The 18,773-nt window shown below is 39.1% G+C and carries 19 protein-coding genes; 7 read left to right on the top strand and 12 right to left on the bottom strand.

Annotated features, from left to right (window positions below; genetic code table 11):
• Positions 1-7 precede the first annotated feature (7 nt).
• Entirely contained in the window at positions 8-1,372 is a 1,365-nt protein-coding gene (locus CWB65_RS17900; RefSeq protein WP_008131496.1) for a COG3014 family protein, read from the bottom strand.
• Between the two features lie 309 nt (positions 1,373-1,681).
• On the opposite strand from CWB65_RS17900, the gene CWB65_RS17895 reads away from it, so the two are divergent.
• Positions 1,682-2,551, top strand: a complete 870-nt coding sequence (locus CWB65_RS17895; protein WP_008131498.1) for a DMT family transporter — start codon at positions 1,682-1,684, stop codon at positions 2,549-2,551.
• 8 nt (positions 2,552-2,559) lie between these two features.
• On the opposite strand, the gene CWB65_RS17890 is transcribed toward CWB65_RS17895, so the two are convergent.
• From CWB65_RS17890 to CWB65_RS17860, 7 genes are all read right to left on the bottom strand, one after another.
• Entirely contained in the window at positions 2,560-3,246 is a 687-nt protein-coding gene (locus CWB65_RS17890; protein ID WP_138741135.1) for a M15 family metallopeptidase, read from the bottom strand.
• Positions 3,246-4,373 (bottom strand): succinyl-diaminopimelate desuccinylase, encoded by a 1,128-nt coding sequence (dapE, locus tag CWB65_RS17885; RefSeq protein ID WP_423811166.1) that lies wholly within the window; start codon positions 4,371-4,373, stop codon positions 3,246-3,248. The genes CWB65_RS17890 and dapE overlap by 1 nt, the downstream gene beginning before the upstream one ends.
• A complete protein-coding gene (locus tag CWB65_RS17880) occupies positions 4,373-4,717 on the bottom strand; it encodes an ArsC family reductase (protein WP_138741133.1) in 345 nt (114 codons plus the stop codon). Before CWB65_RS17880 ends, dapE begins: the two co-directional genes overlap by 1 nt.
• A gap of 3 nt (positions 4,718-4,720) precedes the next feature.
• Positions 4,721-5,218 carry a PTS glucose transporter subunit IIA gene (locus CWB65_RS17875; RefSeq protein ID WP_039036860.1) on the bottom strand — a complete coding sequence of 166 codons (498 nt, stop codon included), beginning with the start codon at positions 5,216-5,218 and terminating at the stop codon, positions 4,721-4,723.
• A gap of 3 nt (positions 5,219-5,221) precedes the next feature.
• Complete coding sequence (locus CWB65_RS17870; protein WP_138741132.1) at positions 5,222-5,608, bottom strand: ACT domain-containing protein; 387 nt, start codon at positions 5,606-5,608, stop codon at positions 5,222-5,224.
• 222 nt (positions 5,609-5,830) lie between these two features.
• On the bottom strand, positions 5,831-7,984 hold the full coding sequence (gene pta, locus CWB65_RS17865; RefSeq protein ID WP_006792172.1) for a phosphate acetyltransferase: 2,154 nt from the start codon (positions 7,982-7,984) through the stop codon (positions 5,831-5,833).
• Position 7,985: 1 nt separating this feature from the next.
• Positions 7,986-9,200: an acetate kinase gene (locus CWB65_RS17860; protein ID WP_138741131.1), complete on the bottom strand. Its 1,215-nt coding sequence runs from the start codon at positions 9,198-9,200 to the stop codon at positions 7,986-7,988.
• Between the two features lie 283 nt (positions 9,201-9,483).
• On the opposite strand from CWB65_RS17860, the gene yfbV reads away from it, so the two are divergent.
• Positions 9,484-9,930, top strand: a complete 447-nt coding sequence (yfbV, locus tag CWB65_RS17855) for a terminus macrodomain insulation protein YfbV (RefSeq protein ID WP_008131517.1) — start codon at positions 9,484-9,486, stop codon at positions 9,928-9,930.
• A gap of 17 nt (positions 9,931-9,947) precedes the next feature.
• On the opposite strand, the gene rlmA is transcribed toward yfbV, so the two are convergent.
• The 3 genes from rlmA to xthA are packed head-to-tail and all read right to left on the bottom strand — an operon-like array spanning position 9,948 to position 12,201.
• Positions 9,948-10,745, bottom strand: a complete 798-nt coding sequence (gene rlmA, locus CWB65_RS17850) for a 23S rRNA (guanine(745)-N(1))-methyltransferase (protein WP_008131519.1) — start codon at positions 10,743-10,745, stop codon at positions 9,948-9,950.
• On the bottom strand, positions 10,742-11,389 hold the full coding sequence (locus CWB65_RS17845; protein WP_039036863.1) for an energy-coupling factor ABC transporter permease: 648 nt from the start codon (positions 11,387-11,389) through the stop codon (positions 10,742-10,744). The genes rlmA and CWB65_RS17845 overlap by 4 nt, the downstream gene beginning before the upstream one ends.
• A gap of 5 nt (positions 11,390-11,394) precedes the next feature.
• Positions 11,395-12,201 carry an exodeoxyribonuclease III gene (gene xthA / locus CWB65_RS17840; RefSeq protein ID WP_008131522.1) on the bottom strand — a complete coding sequence of 269 codons (807 nt, stop codon included), beginning with the start codon at positions 12,199-12,201 and terminating at the stop codon, positions 11,395-11,397.
• Positions 12,202-12,441: 240 nt separating this feature from the next.
• On the opposite strand from xthA, the gene CWB65_RS17835 reads away from it, so the two are divergent.
• From CWB65_RS17835 to rluB, 4 genes are all read left to right on the top strand, one after another.
• Complete coding sequence (locus CWB65_RS17835; RefSeq protein ID WP_008131524.1) at positions 12,442-12,873, top strand: hypothetical protein; 432 nt, start codon at positions 12,442-12,444, stop codon at positions 12,871-12,873.
• A gap of 218 nt (positions 12,874-13,091) precedes the next feature.
• Positions 13,092-13,613 carry an EF-hand domain-containing protein gene (locus CWB65_RS17830; protein WP_008131525.1) on the top strand — a complete coding sequence of 174 codons (522 nt, stop codon included), beginning with the start codon at positions 13,092-13,094 and terminating at the stop codon, positions 13,611-13,613.
• Between the two features lie 148 nt (positions 13,614-13,761).
• Positions 13,762-14,352 carry an SMC-Scp complex subunit ScpB gene (scpB, locus tag CWB65_RS17825; protein ID WP_008131527.1) on the top strand — a complete coding sequence of 197 codons (591 nt, stop codon included), beginning with the start codon at positions 13,762-13,764 and terminating at the stop codon, positions 14,350-14,352.
• Entirely contained in the window at positions 14,349-15,218 is an 870-nt protein-coding gene (rluB, locus tag CWB65_RS17820; protein WP_006792163.1) for a 23S rRNA pseudouridine(2605) synthase RluB, read from the top strand. Before scpB ends, rluB begins: the two co-directional genes overlap by 4 nt.
• A 72-nt stretch (positions 15,219-15,290) precedes the next feature.
• On the opposite strand, the gene CWB65_RS17815 is transcribed toward rluB, so the two are convergent.
• Entirely contained in the window at positions 15,291-16,037 is a 747-nt protein-coding gene (locus CWB65_RS17815; protein ID WP_006792162.1) for a YciK family oxidoreductase, read from the bottom strand.
• A gap of 206 nt (positions 16,038-16,243) precedes the next feature.
• Here CWB65_RS17815 and CWB65_RS17810 point away from each other — a divergent pair, with 206 nt between their 5' ends.
• Positions 16,244-18,673, top strand: a complete 2,430-nt coding sequence (locus CWB65_RS17810; RefSeq protein WP_138741130.1) for a VolA/Pla-1 family phospholipase — start codon at positions 16,244-16,246, stop codon at positions 18,671-18,673.
• The last annotated feature ends 100 nt before the right edge of the window (positions 18,674-18,773 follow it).

The raw sequence follows: 18,773 nt of genomic DNA, 5'->3' as shown, positions 1-18,773 counted from the left end.
GTGTCTCCTAGAGTTGAACTACATGGTAGTTAAAATAGTTATTAATAGAGGTTAGGTAAATTAAAGTTAACCCTTGCTTACTAACGGTAAAACTAATAGGCGGTTGATTGCCTATATTTAATATATGTTCACCTGCTGTCAGACTTTGACGCGCTACAGAAATTTGATTTGGTAATGTAAGCCAGCTTCGGGTGTCGGCTTGCTCTGACGCTAAATTATATATATTGGCTAAAATGTTGCCTACATCTCCTGCGCTGCGCGCAAGCTCAGCGCGAACTTTTTCTTTAGTTATGAGCCGTAATACTTGGCGTGTAATTTTGCCTGGTATTTCTTGTTCAAGAGTTTTAGCGGCTAGGGCTTCTAAATAAACTAATGGCGCTAATGCTACTTCTTGTCCAGCAATATTCACATTTTGTATTGGGCTAATGTAAGCACTGTCTTTATATACGGGCATAGCAAGGCTATAAAAACGAACATCACCTTTACTTGTATCAATCGGTAGTCTTAATTTAAATTCAGTTTGTTTGGGCACGAAACCTTGTTCAAGTAATACGATTACTTCACCATGGTTAGGCTTTAAAGTGCTAAGTTCGCCAAAACGTTGTGTGTATTCGTCAAATTCTTGATGAAACCCTTGTTTTTTAGCTAAGCGAATTACATCTTGCTGTAAATATTTATTATTTGGTTGAATAGCTAACGCTTTTTTGTAGTCTATGTAGGCGTCGTCAAACTGTTTTGCACTTTGGTAAAGCAAAGCCGATAAGTAAAAAGTGTATGCGTTTTGAAAGCCGTTTTTAACATCTCTTGTCACATTATTCATACTTGGATAATGCTGCTGCGCTTCATTTTTTTCTGAATCTATTTCTGCTTCATTCTCGCTAAGCGCATCGGCTTGTACTTTATTAGCTCGGCGAATTTCGACCAGTGCGCCTTCAATATCATTTTTATAAACATAGTTAAGTGCTTTATAACTATGAAGCATGCTCATCTCGTAAGCAGGCGGTACATAGGTAATTGCCGAGTCATTCGTAAATAATGCATTACTTTGTTCAAGCCCGGCACTTAGTTGAATCTTTGCAGCTTGGCGTTTCGTTTGCATTTGAGCATATACGTTTTCGAATTTGCTTTGAGCGTTATCAGCTGAATTAGTAAGGTCGTTGATACGCGCTTGCTCAAGTTGGTTAAGCAAGTAACTACTGTGTATAGTGCTATTGTCTGCAATTAACGATTTAGCTTGTTGTGGGTTATTATTTTCAATAGCATTTCGCACTGGCGTCATTTGTGTGGCGTAATCGTTAAACAGGTCGTTAAACCCTATAGAGCTACAACCACTTAAAATAAAACAAACGCTTAAAATTATACTTCTGCGCACACAGCACTCCTTTTAATCTACTTAAGCAGGTTAACACACTCACTTTAAACAAGAGTGTGAAACATTGTAAAAAAACGTAGAGCCATATCATCGTTAAGGTAAATATGCATGTTCTATGTGAATAAGGCGTGAATTTAGTAATGTGTGAAATAGACAGCGAAAAGTTAAGGTCTTATTAAGTTGAAAGTTTTTGCACACTTTGCCTTATGCTGTATAAATAACTTACTTTTATAGCAGTTTAAGTTATTTAACTACTCACCCATAAAAACAGATTATTTAACAACCAGATTTAGGTTAAAAAGGATTATTTTGAAAGCAGCTATATATACATTTATTGCTTTAATAGCATTTGCCGCCAATTCTTTATTTTGCCGAATGGCATTAGCTGAGGGGTATATAGATCCCTATAACTTTACCATCATTCGTTTATTAAGCGGTGCTGCATGTTTAGGTATTATTATGAGCGTTTATACTTATAATCTAAAACGTAATGGGTCATTTAATGATGCTATTTTAAGTGATACAGGGAGTTGGCGAAGTAGCATTAGTTTACTTGTTTATGCACTTAGTTTTTCGGTGGCCTACGTTGAGTTAGATACCGGAACAGGCGCTCTGATTTTATTTTCAGCCGTGCAACTTACGATGATTGGTTGGGGTATATATAAAAAAGAACAATTAAGCGCCGTGCAGTGGGCTGCTTTTTTGATTGCTGTTACGGGGTTTGCTTATTTGATGCTGCCCTCAGCGGCGGTGCCCTCGCTAATAGGAGCGGGATTGATGGCCATAAGCGGTGTTGCTTGGGGTATTTACAGTATACGTGGCAAAGTATGTGTATCGCCATTGCGAACGACAGGGTTTAATTTTATTAGAAGTTTAGTAGCGCTCCCCATCTTATTACTTGTTAGTATGAGCTACTTTAACGCACTTACCATACAAGGCATTTTACTCGCGAGCGCTTCTGGCGCTTTAGCCTCTGGCATTGGCTATAGTATTTGGTACGTTGCAATGCCATTACTTAAAAGCACGCAGGCTGCGGTTGTGCAATTGTGTGTGCCGGTAGTTGCAGCGTTTGCAGGCGTTATTTTTTTACAAGAACAATTAACGGTTGAATTTGTTATCGCCAGCTTAGTTATATTAACAGCGGTACTCATATTTATTTTAAATAAAAAGAAGGAGTAGTCCTTCTTTTATGGTGGACTAACGTTGGTCACAAAGCGCTTATAAAGTGAAGGTAAGTGCGCCAATACGGCACTTTTACCAAGTAGTTCACTGTTTTCAATGCATTTTCGTAAAGCACTTTCAGTTAGTTGAATACTTAGCAATTGTGATTGCTTAATGTGGCTAATATGCCAAAGTTCAGGAGCTACCCCGTTTAAATCTTCGCGATAAGGCCGATAAAAACCAAATTTCTCAAGGTGAATACCGAGCCATTCACTAAATGCTGAAAAGGGACCGTTTTTCTCATATTCATGAGGAGATAACTGCAGTTGATAATCGTCACTAACACTGGCTTTGTCGTACACATCCAAATCGGTACCAAAATGGTGCCTACTTGCCCCAGGTAAAGCTGAATAACGCATAATTGCAATACACTTATCAATGTCATTTAAGTTCGTTAAATCAACAACCTTTTGTTGTGAATTATAAACAGGCCTTTGTCCTGAAAATTTGTTATTCCAAATTAGCGCCTGACGGTCAAAATCTCTAAAGCTTGATGCAATAGTTAAGTCAAACCCAGCTTGTTTAGCTGCATTTTGTAGCGCTATAAAATCAGCAGTGATAGCGCTATGCAAACGATGGCTTTGTATTTTAGTTAAATGTGTATCACTTTGCCCTGTGACACACGCTATCGTGGGTACTTGTAAATCAGTCATTAGGTTAACAATTGCTCAAGTATTTGCTCGTAAATGTCGGTGAGTTTAATTAAGTCATCTGTACTTACGCACTCATCCACTTTGTGAATGGTGGCATTACGAGGCCCAAGCTCAATGACTTTAGCACCGGTTTGAGCTATGAAGCGACCATCAGAGGTTCCCCCCGTGGTTTCTAAATTGGTTGCTAATCCTGTCACAGACTCAATAGCATTAACGGTTGCGTCAACGAGTGGACCATGTTCTGTAATAAACGGGAGACCATTTACAATCCAGTTTAACTCGTAGTTTAAGTTGTGTTTTTGTAAAATGTCGATTACACGCTGTTGTAATTGTTGATGTGTAACTTCGGTGCTAAATCTAAAATTAAATTGCACATCTAGCTCACCAGGGATCACATTACCTGCACCTGTGCCGCCGTTAATATTTGATATTTGAAAGCTGGTTGCCGGAAAAAAATCATTTCCTTTATCCCACTGGGTTTGGCTAAGCTCTGTTAATGCTTCAGTGGCTAGATGAATAGGGTTTTGAGCCAGGTGAGGGTAGGCAACATGTCCTTGAATACCTTTAACTTTTAAGAATCCGGTAAGCGAGCCGCGTCGGCCATTCTTAACTACATCACCTAAGACATCCCGAGATGAAGGTTCGCCAACCAAACACATATCAATTTTTTCACCGCGAGATTCTAGTGTATCAATAACTCGGGTGGTTCCATTTATAAATGGTCCTTCTTCATCAGAAGTGATCAAAAAAGAAATTGATCCTTTGTGGTCGGGGTGTTTAGTTACAAAACGCTCAGTAGCTACAATCATGGCAGCAAGCGAGCCTTTCATATCGGCAGCTCCTCGACCATGCAATAAACCATTTTCTACCAGCCCTGAAAAAGGTGGGTGCTGCCAGTTTTTTGCGGGACCCGTAGGCACTACATCTGTGTGTCCTGCGAAACAAAAATGCGGCGACTGGTCGCCTTTACGCGCCCAAGTATTTAATGTATCGGTAAAAAATAGTGACTCTATATTAAAGCCGATCGCTTCAAGACGTTCGTTCATCATTTGTTGACAGCCGGCATCTTCTGGGGTGACAGATTCACGCTGTATCAAGGCTTGTGCAAGTGCAATTACTTCATTCATTATTTAAAAATCTCATCGTATTGCGCGACCTTAAAGCCTAAATAAAAGTCAGTACCGTTAACTAATACTGGTCGCTTTATCATAGCGGGCTGCTGAACTAATAATTGAATAGCATTTTGCTTAGTCAAATTTTTTTTTTGCTCGTCACTTAGAGCTCTGTATGTAGTTCCACGTTTATTGACTAATTGTTCCCAATCTAATTTATCAGCAAATTCAGCGACCATTTGTTCATTAACACCCTCTTTGCGGTAATCGTGAAAGGTAAACTCAATATTATTATCTGTAAGGTATTTTTTAGCTTTTTTAATTGTGTCGCAGTTACTAATTCCGTAAAGAGTGATCATAAGTTACTTCTTTTTAATAATAGTTAATAAGGTGTCTTCAGCTGCTTTAACATGCAGGTGTGAATAATGAAATGTGCCCAGGTTGTGACCATTAAGTAATATTAAACTTCCTAGCATGGGGGAGTCTAATTCTCTTAGGTCAAAATAAGCAAGTCGTTGGCCTTTGAGTACTTGGCTGCCATTTAACTGGGCTATATGGGTATGCGTAATTGCTGCAGAGGCAGGTAAGGTTAAATTAATGAGTATTTTTAACCCATTTTTAGCCTGCAAAATAAATTCAGTTCCTGCGTTTTTAACCTGCAGTAAAACCCCATCAAAGGGGGATAAAATTTTATGACTGGTTGCTTGCACCATAACACCGGGGCCAAGTGTACCAAAGCTGAACAAAGGCTCTGGGTGATTACTTAATTCTACTACCTTTCCCGTAAAAGGACTGGTGATATTAATAGCATCACGGGGGATTTTATTTTGTGCAATAAGCTCTATTGGTTGTGCTTTCATAAATTAGTTTGTCACCACATTATAGCCATCTTTTTTTAGTGCTGTGATTGCCTGGGCCGCTGTTTGATTTTTTACAAGTATGTAGTCAGTATCGTAAGTTGAAATAGAAAAGATAGATATTTGTGCTTTAGCTAACACGCCAGAAATATTAGCCATAATTCCTGTTAACGAAAATCCTAAAGGGCCAATAACTTCTAATGCTTGCCAATCAGATTCTGTATCCAGGCTGTGTAATTCAAAACTACTGGGGCATACAATTGATAGTTCGTCATGGGTCTTTGAGATAAAAAACAACGGAAGTTTTAACAAAGCAGCAGGGATATCAGCATCAATATCTAAACTATGTATAGACAAAATAGTGCTGTGTAATTGTAATGTTTGTTTTGACATTAAAAACCTGCGGTACAGCAAAGACGATTTATTAATAGTATAGATTATTAAAGATAAATTAAAGCGGTAACTCACCGTAACTAAGCTGCAAAATATGAGCTACTTATACTTACCCACAATTTCTGTGGATAACTATGGGGTTGAGAGGTATAAATAGCCTAACTAACTAATTTATAATTAGAAATTAGCTAGGCTATAAAAAGCACATGTTAATTAAAGCCTTTAATTAAGTGCTTCGACTTGCGCTGCTTGAATAGCGGTAAGTGCGATTGTGTATACAATGTCATCAACTAATGCACCACGGCTTAAATCGTTGACTGGTTTACGCATACCTTGAAGCATTGGACCAATACTGATGAGGTCTGCGCTTCTTTGCACGGCTTTATAGGTTGTATTACCGGTATTTAAATCAGGGAAAATAAACACCGTTGCTTTACCCGCTACGGGGCTATTTGGTGCTTTTTTAAGCGCAACGTTTTCCATAATTGCTGCATCGTACTGAAGGGGACCATCAATAATCAAATCGGGACGTTTTTGTTGAGCTATTTTGGTTGCCTCTCGCACTTTTTCAACGTCGGCTCCTGTACCAGAAGTACCTGTACTGTAGCTGATCATGGCAACACGAGGCTCTATACCAAAAGCTGCAGCTGAGTCAGCTGACTGAATCGCAATATCAGCAAGTTGCTCAGCATTTGGATCTGGGTTAATTGCACAGTCTCCGTAAACGAGTACCTGATCAGGCAGCAACATAAAAAATACCGACGATACAAGCGATGAGCCCGGGGCCGTTTTGATGAGTTGTAATGGCGGTCTAATTGTATTGGCGGTTGTGTTAACTGCTCCTGAAACAAGTCCGTCAACTTTGCCTTGTTCAAGCATCATAGTACCCAGTACTACGTTATCAAGTAATTGTTCTTGCGCTACAACAGCGGTGAGACCTTTGCTTTTTCGGATTTCGACCATAGGCTCGACATAATCATTAATGATGCTGCTTGGTTCTACAATACTTACATTTTCGTTGAGCTCTATACCTTGTTGCTCAGCAATACGCATTATTTCTTCGCGATCACCTAATAAAATGGTTTTTGCTATACCGCGTTGCCCACAGATAGCAGCTGCTTTAATAGTTCTAGGTTCGTTGCCTTCAGGTAAAACAACCGTTTTGCCTGCTTTACGAGCTTTATCTGTAAGTAAGTATCTGAAAGCTGGTGGCGAGAGTTTACGTGTTTTCCCCACATTTTTTGCCAGTGAGTTCAGCCAATCTGAGTCAATATATTCAGCATTGTGGCTTTTCACTTTTTCTATACGTTGGTCATCATCGCTTGGCACTTCCATATTAAAGTTATGAAGTAACAACGATGTTCGCCATGTATCGGCCTCTGTTGCCAAAATTGGTAGTCCCGTTTGCATTGCTTGTTCGCACAGCGCCATAATACGCTGTTCTGGCATAAAACCACCGGTGAGTAATATTGCCCCAATTTTAGTACCATTCATTGCCGATAAACACGCAGCTACTAAAATATCAGAACGATCGCCAGGAGTAACTAATAGTGCACCTGGTGTAAAGTGGTTTAAAATATTAGACACTGTACGTGCACAAAATGTGATACGACGCAGGCGTCGATGCAGCATATCACCTTCGTTAATAATTGTGGCTTTTAAATACGCACTTAGGTCTTTCACACGTGGTGCGACTAAATCAAAATCCCATGGTATTGCACCAAGTAACATAAATGGGTTTTTTCTAAAAATTGGCAGTGATGCTAAACGGTTTAGTTCGTTATCTACTTCATCAGGTTTGTAAGAGTCGACTAAATCGGCGCGTGCTCTGCCTTCTTCATCAAGAGGGGCATTTACTTTATTAAAAATACAGCCCAATACACGCGGGTGGTCAATACCACCATAATTACCAGCTGCAATCTCAAGACGATCTTCCAGCTGGGTAATATTATCGTTACCAGGCGTTAATACAAATACAATATCGGCACCGAGTGTTTGCGCTATTTCACGGTTTACGCGCCCTGCATAAGGTTGTTTACGAGTCGGAACCATGCCTTCAATGATGGCTACTTCATCGTCGTTAATTTTACTTTCAAAGCGCTCAACAATTTCTTCTAATAAGTCGTCGCCCTTTGCATCACCAATCATTTGCTCTGCGTAATCCAATGCAAACGGTGTTGGTGGGTCAATAGGGGAGCCTTGCTTTATTATTTGTGTCGATTTTTCTGGACCGGTTTCGCCAGAGCGCGGTTGAGCAATAGGTTTGAAGAAATTAACTTTTACCGCCTTTTGCTCAAGCGCACGCACAAGCCCGACGGAAACAGATGTTAAACCAACTCCCGTAGAAATCGGTATCAACATAATACGGTGTGCCATATTATAGCTCCTTAACAATATTTGCAGAGTCGAGGGCGATAACCCATTCTTCATTCGTTGGCATGACGACAGCTTTGATACGAGATTGCTCAGTGCTAATTACACCTTGTTGACCAAAACGAGCATCTAGGTTTGCTTGCGTGTCACATTCCATACCTAAAAATCCAAGTTGAGTGATCACTTTTTTACGAATGATATCTGAATTTTCTCCAATACCGCCGGTGAAAATAAGCGCATCAAGACGCTGTAAAGGCACCATGTACGATGCAATTTGCTTAGATAAACGATAGCAAAACATATCGAGTGCTAATGCTGCTTGTTGATTTCCCGCTGTAGCAGCTTCTTCAATAGTACGACAATCGTTTGAAAGCTCACTAATGCCTAACAAACCACTTTTTTGATTGAGTAAGTCATCTATTTGTTGCGCACTATAATCAAGTTGTGTCGTTAAAAAGTTAAATAAACCTGGATCAATATCGCCACTGCGAGTACCCATTACTAACCCTTCAAGTGGCGTAAGGCCCATACTTGTATCGACACTCTTACCATTTTTAATCGCACATACAGAGCAGCCATTCCCCAAATGAGCACTAATAAAATTACTTTTTTCAATAGGTTGGTTAAGTAGTTTTGCTGTTTGCCCGGCAACATAAAAATGGCTCGTACCATGAAAGCCATAACGTCTAACACCAAACTCGGTATATAAATTGTAAGGTAGCGCATAAAGGTATGCGACTTTATCCATAGTTTGGTGAAAAGCCGTATCGAATACGGCAATTTGAGGTAAGCCTTTAAACGAGTCTTGCGCTGAAGATATACCCAGCAAGTTGGCATGACCATGAAGCGGTGCAAGTGTTGCAGCCTGGGTTATGCTTTCAATAACTTTATCATTAATTAATACTGATTTGGTAAAGTGCTCGCCACCGTGAACAACACGATGACCAACAGCAATTAGCTGTTCATCTAGTTTGTGATCTTTTATTAACGTTACTAGCGTATTAATAGCCTCAGCGTGAGCTTGCTCTGGTGCTAAATCAATAAGTGTTTTATCACCTTTGTATTTATACTTTACCGACGGAGTTGCTGCACCTAGTCGCTCTGCTAAGCCCGATATAATTTCATGGCCGGTGTTTGCATCAATAATGGCAAACTTTAAACTTGAGCTACCACAGTTTAATACTAAAACATGTTGTGACTTAGGAGCGGGTGTTGGCATAGATATAATTTCCATAAATAAAGTTTAGTAAGTGAACATTAATTATTTACTGTTACACTCAGGTCTTAATTAAAAGGCTAAAGATATTATAAACAAGGTCGTTAGACCCATTAATAAGTTTTATATTTTAAACTATTTGATGTATTTAGTTTAGTATTTTGCACAATTTAACAGCATAATTAAGCACTTTTACTGATTAAGTGAAACCCGCTGTATTTGTGTTACACTTTATAAAAACACGAGCTAATTTATATATTGAATTCAGTAATTGTGAGGAGTCATGATGCAAAAAAGTGTGATGTCACAAGTTCAAATTGGTAGACAGTACGCAAAACAATGGCCAATGCGAAAAGAGTTAGCTCCATTGTTTAGTGAGTTTAGGGTAATTAGAGCAACAGAACTTGCCATTACTGTTATGCCCATTCTTGCTATGTTTACATTATTTTTTCAACTCAACTACCTTGGCCCTGATTTTTTACCACAAGCGATTGCAAGTGCATTGTTTTTCTTATCTTTACCTCTACAAGGTTTATTGTGGTTGGGTAAACGAGCACAAACCCCATTAGACCCAGCCATGCTAAGTTGGTACAAAGAGCTCCATACAAAAATGGTTGCTAATGGTTATCAACCTAAGTTAAGTGAAAAAAAGCCCCGCTATTTGGAGCTTGCAAATTTACTTAAAGATATGTTTGAAAAAATGGATAAAGCGTTTACTAAAGAACAGTTTTAATAAAACGCTTTCAACAATCACGCTTTTTGAAATTGCGTTATATAAAACGACAAGGTGACATGGTGTTCACCTTTCTCTTCTAGTGTTTCCCAGTGCTCAGGTCTAAATTTCCACGCAAACGGTGTCATCATTATCAGGTTTCTAACATCGTTAATACTCAGTGTTACCTGTTGAGTGATCAAATCTTGGTGAGTTTCTGTAAAACCTTCAGGCACATCTACTTTCGTATGCTCGCTTACTGATTGGTAAATATAAGCTTTTAACTCTTTTAAATGCCATGGCCCTGGGCTGGCCACGACAAGCGTAGCATTAGGTTTAGCGAGTCTATCAAGCTCTTTAGTAAATAAAGGTGCAAATACACTTATAAGAATATCAGCAAACCCTTCTTTAAAAGGGGCTTGACTGATTGACGCAACGCTAAAGCTGCAGTTGGGGTAACGTTTAGCGGCGTATTTTATAGCTGACTTTGAAATATCTACACCATAAACTTGCGCTTGAGTATTATTAGCAATAGCGTGGGTGTAAAACCCTTCGCCACACCCTAAATCAATAATATTATTACCTTTTATAGTACTTGTTATATCGCTAAGTGCTTGTTGTAAGAATGCATAAAAACCTTGCTCTAAAAATGTGCGCCTTGCTTGCACCATTTCAAGCGAGTCACCAGGTTGTTTAGAGTTTTTGTTTTGAACAGGCAGTAAGTTAACGTAGCCTTCTTTGGCAAAATCAAAACTGTGGTTGCTTTCACAGCGCAGTGTATTTTGAGTTTTTGTTAGCGATTTGCTACATAAAGGGCATTGATATTCAAGACTCATGAGTCTAGGTAATCCTTGTCGTAAAAAGTTTTAACCCAGTGGGGACGGTATGTAATTAAAATGGTGATGGCCATTCCGTTCAACATGGCTTCTGGAAACCAAATTATAGCACTTAAATAAACGTAATTGTCGGCAAGTTCTTGCCAATTATACTGACCTAAAGAGAAATAAAAGAGGGCACCTAAAGATATCTTTATGCACGCTATAAACCCAGCTGTTATGAAGGCACAAACAAATATATAAACAAAAAAATGTTTTGGTAAATAGTGATAGCACACAACAAAACTTAAATAACTCAATAATATGGGAATAAAAGCGCCAATAAGTATTTGTACAGGTAAAAGGTTAAAACTAACCTGCCCAAATGAAAACAACAAGGCACTTGCCAGTAGGCTACTCAAAATGGCTAGCCGCCAGCCCAATATTAAGGTGGCTGCAGTAATACCAAGTATGTGCAGGTCAAGGCCAGTTAAAATACCGGCTTTAATACGCCACAGTAGTGCAAATACAAGCGCACAGGCTAATACACCGGTTTGCCTAGCAGACGTTTTATAAAGCGATTTATATGTGTTTTTGTCGAAACTAAAAATCGCAATAGCAAGTACAAGGACCCACATCAGCCCTTGTATTTCAGTGTTTAACATTATAGCTACTTGAACGTTGACCAAATTGGCGCATGATCTGATGGTTTATCAATTGCGCGTAGCTCATAGTCAATTCCTGATTCAATACAACGCTCAGCAAGTGATTGAGTTGCAAGCACAACATCAATTCGCAGGCCGCGATTATCTAAAAAGCCTTTAGAGCGGTAATCAAACCATGAGTATTGATCGTTAACATCAGGATAGAGTTCTCTGAAGGTATCTTTAAATCCCCAATCTAAAAGTGTTGATAGCCATTGACGCTCCTCTGGTTGGAAAGAGCACTTACCTGTTTTTAGCCAGCGTTTAGCGTTGACCTCACCAATACCTATGTCTAAATCTGTAGGTGATATATTTATGTCGCCCATAACAACTACATCCTGATCGGGAGTGAGGTTTGTATCTAGATGTGTCATCAAATCTTTATAAAATTGACGTTTATAGGGGAATTTGGTTTCGTGATTGATATTATCGCCTTGCGGGAAATAACCATTCATAACGGTAATGTCGCGACCGTTATCTTGTTCAATAGTGACACTGATCATGCGCTTTTGCGACTCTTCAGTGTCGGTAGCAAACCCTTTTAAGACCGATTTTGGCTCTTTTTTGCATAACATAGCTACGCCGTAATGTGCTTTTTGACCGTGAAAGTAGACGTGGTACCCCATTTTTTGAACATCGTCTAATGGAAACGCTTCATCATGAACTTTAATCTCTTGCAAGCCAATTACGTCCGGTTGATGTTTATCAATAACAGCTTGTAATTGGTGAAGACGAGCACGCAGACCATTGATATTGAAAGAAATCACTTTCATTCGATTTACCTTTAAATTTGTTCTCATTTTGATAGCAAATTGTATCAGTAATTTAGCTTACATAACATGTCTGAAATGACAAAATAGCTGCGCAAATGTTGATCAAATGGTGGTGAAAGTTTAAACATTGTTAATGTTGTATTAATTTATAAAATAAATAAAAAATTCAATTGATCTGCAATAAATTGGCTATATAATGCGCGCAAATTCATTGGCAAACTCGTTCACATAGGATCTCTCATGAAAGCACAATTATTTTTAGCGGCAACATTATTAGCATCTTCTTCTGTTTCAGCTCAAAGTAACACTTACTTCAGCCAAGACAGCTCTATTGAGTCTAAGCTGTGTGTATTAAGCGCAAACGAAGGTTTTTCTGCAGCACGTAAATTAGCAGCTAAGCACAATGTATACTTATCACGCTTCTCACAAAGCATCATGTGTAACGGCCAAGATATTCGTGATATTGCAAAGAAAGATTCAACAAACAACATAACTGAAAACAAAGTAGAAGTGTTTGCTAAAGATGCTCAACAAGAAACTCAATTATGTATGACTGCATTAAAGCAAGGTTTAGCGCCAGTACGCCAAAAAATAGGTAATTTAAACTCGCTTAAATGTAACGGTCAGAAAGTTACTGACTTTGTTAAGCGTTATCAAAACGCTGCAATTTAATTAGCACGACAAAATTAATGAGAGCCCAGCTTTTACAGCTGGGCTTTTTTTTGCAAAATTTACAAGGTTGGTTGAAAAGGTTTCAAGGCTAACGTATTGAAAATAGAATAAATAATAAACAGGTTTTCTGTAAGGTGCTGAAATTTATATTTATTTTATTTTGGCACCAGACTTGTATTAGTTGTTGTGACATTTATTAACAACGAAGGACACGTCTTATGAAAAAGTTAACATTAGCAACAACTATTCTAGCAACATTAAGTTTAGCAGCCTGCGCATCTAATCAAGGTCTTGATAAAATAGACAGCGACTTTGCAAGCCTAGACAACGACAGTGATGGTTTTATTTCAAAAGTTGAAGCTGACGACGATAATATTTGGGGTCACTTTTCAAATATCGACACCAATATGGATGAAGAAATTAGTCGTAAAGAATTTAATGCTTACATGCAGTTAAACACTGGCAAGGTTGCAACCGATAGTGATGTAAGTGAATCAGCCTTTAAAGCTGAAATTGCAAAATTTGACAAAATTGAAAGTAGTTTTGCCAGTTTAGATAACGATAGTAATGGCTACATATCAGTTGTTGAAGGCAATGACGACGATATTTCAAATCACTTTGGTTATATGGACAAAAACGAAGACAATCGAATTAGTAAAAATGAGTTTATGGGCTACATAAATAAATATGGTAAATCTGTAGCTGAAGACGAAGCGTTAGAGTCAATTAAACACAGCTAATTAAAATTCAGAACATAAAAATCAAAGCCAGTTATTTTAACTGGCTTTTTTTATGGCTAATTTTAGATAATTGCCAGATATATTTTCCTAGTTAGTGGTTGTTCTGTCATAATAGATGGCTGTGTATTTTTATTTATTAAGAGTGTATATGGCTGGGCGGCGAATTAGTGATGAGCAGTTGGTTGAAATCATTGAGGCTGCGATTTTTGTTGCAGACAAACCCATAAGTAAACGCCATATTAAAGACACTGTTTTAGTGGATATTGCAATTTCTATGTCACGTATAAACGAGGCTATAGAAACAATACAAACACACTTTCAAACCCGTGGTATTCGCCTTGTTGAAGTTGGTAGTGGTTATCGATTTCAGGCGTGTAGTAGTTTGAGCCCTTGGTTGAGTAACCTATGGCAAGAACGAGCTCCTAAATACTCACGTGCTTTATTGGAAACATTATCACTTATTGCTTATCGTCAACCCATTACGCGTGGTGAAATAGAGCAAGTAAGAGGTGTAACAACGGGTTCGAATATAATTAAAACCTTACTCGAAAGAGAGTGGGTGAAAGTGGTAGGGCACAAAGAAGTACCGGGTAAGCCCGCTTTATACGCCACTACTAAACAATTTTTAGATTATTTTTCATTAACGGGTTTAGAAAACTTACCTGCGTTACCTGCGCAACAAGAAAGTAAAATAAACCAGTTATTAAGTGATCCTTCTGTGAGAGAACCATCCGAATGAATATACAAGGTGAAAAGTTACAAAAAGTCCTAGCCAGAGCTGGTGTAGGCTCGCGTCGTGAAATGGAAAAATACATTGATGCTAACCGTGTTAGTGTTAATGGCAAAGTAGCTAAACTCGGTGACCGCGTTGAAGAAACCGATTTAATTCGTGTTGACGGTCATACCGTAAAAATTGAAGAAAAAGCTGACAGAATTTGCCGTGTAATTATGTACAACAAACCCGAGGGAGAGTTGAGTACACGTAAAGACCCTGAAGGTCGTCGTACTGTATTTGACAGACTTCCTCGTATTGATGGCGATCGTTGGATAGCTGTAGGCCGACTGGATGTGAATACGTCAGGCTTAATGTTGTTTACCAACGATGGTGAATTAGCCAATCGTTTAATGCACCCAAGTTATGAAGTAGAGCGTGAATATTCTTCGCGTGTGTTTGGTGAAGTAACAAACGAGACACTTAAAAACCTGATGCGTGGTGTTGAGCTTGAAGATGGTCCTGCAAAATTCACAAATATAAAACCGCTAGGTGGTGAAGGAATTAACCGCTGGTTTAATGTGACGTTAAACGAAGGGCGCAACCGCGAAGTTCGTCGTTTATGGCAATCTCAAGACGTTGAAGTGTCGCGTCTTATCCGTATTCGTTACGGTAAGCTAGAGCTAGATAAGCGTGTGCCACAAGGTGGTTGGGTTGAATACGACTTAGAAACCGTTAACTACTTGCGTAAAACGGTTAAGTTAGGTCGTGAAACGCAAACTAAACTTTCAGTTATGCCTGAAAAACGCAAAGATAAACGCGCTAAAATTAATCAAATTCGTAAAGCGGTTAAAAAGCACAACCAACGTGTTAAGTCGACTAAGCGTAAGTGATATTTTGACGTTTTGTATAAAAGCCGCATTATTTGCGGCTTTTTTATTGAGGTTAATAAAAGTAAACAGCTGTTACTTTTTTATTTGTGCGTCTAATGACTCGCCATTGACTGCAATTGAATCATCACTCATTAAATATAAATAGGTCGGCATAATGCTTTCAGGTGTTGCCAACTTATCCCTATCTTCACCAGGGTATGCCGATGCGCGCATAGATGTGCGTGTAGCACCTGGATTAATACAGTTTACGCGAATGTTGGTTTTACCTACTTCACAAGCCCACGTTTGCATCATACCTTCAACTGCAAACTTAGAGATGGCATAGGGTCCCCAAAACTCACGGCCTTTACGACCAACACCAGATGAAGTGAAAACAATAGAAGCATTGTCTGATTTACGCATCACGGGGAATAATGCTTTGGTGATCATTGCTTGAGCTGTCACGTTAACTTTCATGATGTTCTCAAACGTAGATGAACAAAAATGTTCTAGTGGCCCTAGAGAGCCTAATATGCCAGCATTATTTAAAAGTCCGTCTAAACGACCAAACTGATTCTCAATAGTTGCAGCAAGATCACGATAATTTTGTTTTGTTGCGCCTTTTAAATCCATTGGCACAATCGCAGGTTTTGGGTAACCTGCATTCACAATTTCATCGTATACGCATTCAAGTTTATTTGTTGTTTTACCTAATAAAATAACAGTCGCACCATGCTTTGCATAAGTAATGGCTGCTACCCGGCCAATACCATCGCCTGCGCCAGTGATTAAAATAACTTTATCGTTTAATGCATTTTCAGCTGCTTGATAAGTGTGCATAAAAGTACCAATTGATAGATTTTTTCTGATTTTAACATAGCAATTCGACAAGTAATCGAATTTATTGAAAAATTAGGTGGCGAAAAAAGAAACTTTACGTTAAGTTTAACTGGTCTAATGTCTCATTAATAATCTGATTACATTGTTTTAACTTGATACACTGATTAAACACACTATAAAAATAAAATATGTTCGGAGTCACCAATATGAAGAAAATGCTACTTTCACTCTCGGTCACTGCTGCTTTAGCAGGTTGTGGCGGCGGAGAAACGTTAGAAGATGTTAAGAATGAAACCGCTACAGTTGTACCTATGGCCACGGTTAGCTTTGACCCTGCTAACGGTGTAATTTCTGTTCCCAATGATTTATTAATGAGCGGTACCCAAGATGGTACTTTAAATATTCCAGGTGAATTAGATGACGACAATGTATCTATCCCGCGTGCTGCATATGCTGATCCTCAGTTAGCATTAGGCGCACTGGACGGCTGGTCGTCTCAAGTTCCTTATAAAGTTGATTTGACATTTCCACCAAATGTTTCACTTGACGAAGCGTCAGCTGGAACACCTGGCAGCGTAAGAATTTTTGAAGTAATAATGGGCGCAAGTCTGACAGATGCAGAATGTTCTGTTGCTCCAGCTGGTGCAGCTTGTAAGCTTGTTGGCGAATTAACATTCGGTGTTGACTTTGTTACTCAAGCTTCAGGAAATGCCGTCGCTATTATTCCTCTAAAGCCTTTTAAAGCAGGTAGTTCGTACATCAATGTATTAACCACAGGCCTTAAAGATTCTATGGGGCGTTCTATTGCGCCGTCATCTACTTATGGCTTAGTTAAGCAAGAAGCGCCATTAATTACTGATTCTCAACTTGCATTACAAGGTGCAGTTAATAGTTACGAGAACGTAGTTGTGAGCTCTGGTGATATTTCAAAGGAAGATATTATTTTTTCTGGCGCGATGACGATTCAGTCAGCGGGTCCAGTACTTGGCACAATTAAAAACTTATTGGCTGCAAGTTTACAAAACGATGCTTTGCCTACACCAGCATTGCAAGTACCTGAACAACCTATGGTCAATGTGCAACAAGTGTTTGCATCTCAGGGTGTAACAGTATCTGCTGCGTTTTCAGGCGTTCAATACCAAAAAGGTAGCATTATGTTACCTATGTATCTTGGTACGCCAACTGGCACAGATATTAGCGATTTAAACGATACATACTGGCAAGGTATGTGTGATAACGCTGTAGCACTTCAAGGTTACAAAGCGGTTGCAGGTGATGCATTCCCAACTGATCCTATTAGTGAAAATGATGGGTTATGTTCAGCGCTTAGTGGTGGACAGTTACGTGACCTAGGTATCGATAGCACACGTCATTTAACAAAATATAACTCAATCCCTAAAGTACAAAGTATGGCTAACGTACCAGTACAGGTGACAAAACCAATTTTACCAATCATCAACGGTGTACGTGCTCAGTTACAGTTGCCAGCAATTGAGATGCCTGAAGGCGGTTGGCCTGTTGTTATGATGCAGCACGGTATTACAACTAATAAAGAGAGTATGCTTGCACTAACGGCTCAACTTTCAATTCAAGGTTTTGCAACGGTTGCAATAGACCACCCTCGTCATGGTGAACGTGGTGTTGATGTAGACGGTGACGGCAACGATGACTTTAATGCAACGACCGGTTCAGTACTTAGCTACATGAATTTAAGCTCTTTATTAGTTGCACGTGATAGCTTACGTCAATCAGCAGCTGATTTATTAGGTTTACGTTTAGGCTTAAACTTTTTACAAGATGCAACTATTAACAGCCAAGATGTAACATACATAGGGCATTCATTGGGTTCTATTGTTGCTCCTGCATTTATTGCACAGGCTAATAATCCATTAGCGCCTACTGTTGACCCATTATTTAATGTAAATACAGTGGCTCTGGCAAGTGGCGGCGGCGGTATAGCTAGCTTCTTACTAGAATCAGCAGCATTTGGTCCGTTTATTCAAGGCTCTGTACTTTCTCAAGCTGGTACAACTGAAGCTGATGAATTTAATGCCTTCTTGCAAGGTGATGCTGTTTCTAACTGTGGTGCTGAGTTGCCAGATATGGAAGCATATTTAACGTGTGGTTATAACGAGTATATTACTTCTATAACAACGGCAGGTGAAACAGCTAAGCTTACTAATATCCAAGGCGTGTTTACGCAGTTTGCGTTTGCTTCTCAAACAGCATTAGATAGCGGCGATCCAACTAATTACGCAGCAGCGGTACAAGCGTTAGGTACACCTGTTTATACGAATGTTGTAGTGGGCGACGGCGGTGAAAACAAGCCAGATCAAGTTATTCCACCAATGGCAGCTAACAATCCTATTTCTGGTACAATTCCACTTGCTAACTTTATGGGATTAGAAACGGTAAGTACAACGCAAGCAATGACAGAAGCACCGGCTAGCTACTTAATTAAATTTTCTAAGGGTCATCATGGTTCTATTTTAACACCTGCTCAAGATGCTGCTCAGTCTTCTACTGTAGAGGGGAGTGCTGCTGCAAATGCTGAAATGCAAATGCAAGTTGCTGTTTATTTAGCAACGCGCGGTCGTATGTTATTAGTAACAAACAGTGATGTTGTTACTGATTAAATATACACTCTAAAATATATCTAGTACAAAGCCACTTTAAAGTGGCTTTTTTTTGCTTAAAAGCATGATAAATTAGCGTAAATTTAAAATCGGAGAATCG

It is taken from the genome of Pseudoalteromonas sp. S554, assembly GCF_005930865.1.
In the GTDB taxonomy this organism is placed as follows: domain Bacteria; phylum Pseudomonadota; class Gammaproteobacteria; order Enterobacterales; family Alteromonadaceae; genus Pseudoalteromonas; species Pseudoalteromonas marina.
The sequence above is the reverse complement of the archived record's forward strand: the minus strand, read 5'-3'. Positions and strand labels throughout refer to the sequence as shown.

Excerpts from the sequence above, each read along its gene's own strand:
- CWB65_RS17845 (WP_039036863.1), bottom strand. The coding sequence starts at position 11,389 with ATGTTAAACACTGAAATACAAGGGCTGATGTGGGTCCTTGTACTTGCT.
- CWB65_RS17870 (WP_138741132.1), bottom strand. The coding sequence starts at position 5,608 with ATGTCAAAACAAACATTACAATTACACAGCACTATTTTGTCTATACAT.
- dapE (WP_423811166.1), bottom strand. The coding sequence starts at position 4,373 with ATGAATGAAGTAATTGCACTTGCACAAGCCTTGATACAGCGTGAATCT.
- CWB65_RS17860 (WP_138741131.1), bottom strand. The coding sequence starts at position 9,200 with ATGCCAACACCCGCTCCTAAGTCACAACATGTTTTAGTATTAAACTGT.
- xthA (WP_008131522.1), bottom strand. The coding sequence starts at position 12,201 with ATGAAAGTGATTTCTTTCAATATCAATGGTCTGCGTGCTCGTCTTCAC.
- CWB65_RS17835 (WP_008131524.1), top strand. The coding sequence starts at position 12,442 with ATGAAAGCACAATTATTTTTAGCGGCAACATTATTAGCATCTTCTTCT.
- pta (WP_006792172.1), bottom strand. The coding sequence starts at position 7,984 with ATGGCACACCGTATTATGTTGATACCGATTTCTACGGGAGTTGGTTTA.
- rluB (WP_006792163.1), top strand. The coding sequence starts at position 14,349 with ATGAATATACAAGGTGAAAAGTTACAAAAAGTCCTAGCCAGAGCTGGT.
- CWB65_RS17875 (WP_039036860.1), bottom strand. The coding sequence starts at position 5,218 with ATGAAAGCACAACCAATAGAGCTTATTGCACAAAATAAAATCCCCCGT.
- yfbV (WP_008131517.1), top strand. The coding sequence starts at position 9,484 with ATGCAAAAAAGTGTGATGTCACAAGTTCAAATTGGTAGACAGTACGCA.
- CWB65_RS17880 (WP_138741133.1), bottom strand. The coding sequence starts at position 4,717 with ATGATCACTCTTTACGGAATTAGTAACTGCGACACAATTAAAAAAGCT.
- scpB (WP_008131527.1), top strand. The coding sequence starts at position 13,762 with ATGGCTGGGCGGCGAATTAGTGATGAGCAGTTGGTTGAAATCATTGAG.
- CWB65_RS17830 (WP_008131525.1), top strand. The coding sequence starts at position 13,092 with ATGAAAAAGTTAACATTAGCAACAACTATTCTAGCAACATTAAGTTTA.
- CWB65_RS17815 (WP_006792162.1), bottom strand. The coding sequence starts at position 16,037 with ATGCACACTTATCAAGCAGCTGAAAATGCATTAAACGATAAAGTTATT.
- CWB65_RS17890 (WP_138741135.1), bottom strand. The coding sequence starts at position 3,246 with ATGACTGATTTACAAGTACCCACGATAGCGTGTGTCACAGGGCAAAGT.
- rlmA (WP_008131519.1), bottom strand. The coding sequence starts at position 10,745 with ATGAGTCTTGAATATCAATGCCCTTTATGTAGCAAATCGCTAACAAAA.
- CWB65_RS17810 (WP_138741130.1), top strand. The coding sequence starts at position 16,244 with ATGAAGAAAATGCTACTTTCACTCTCGGTCACTGCTGCTTTAGCAGGT.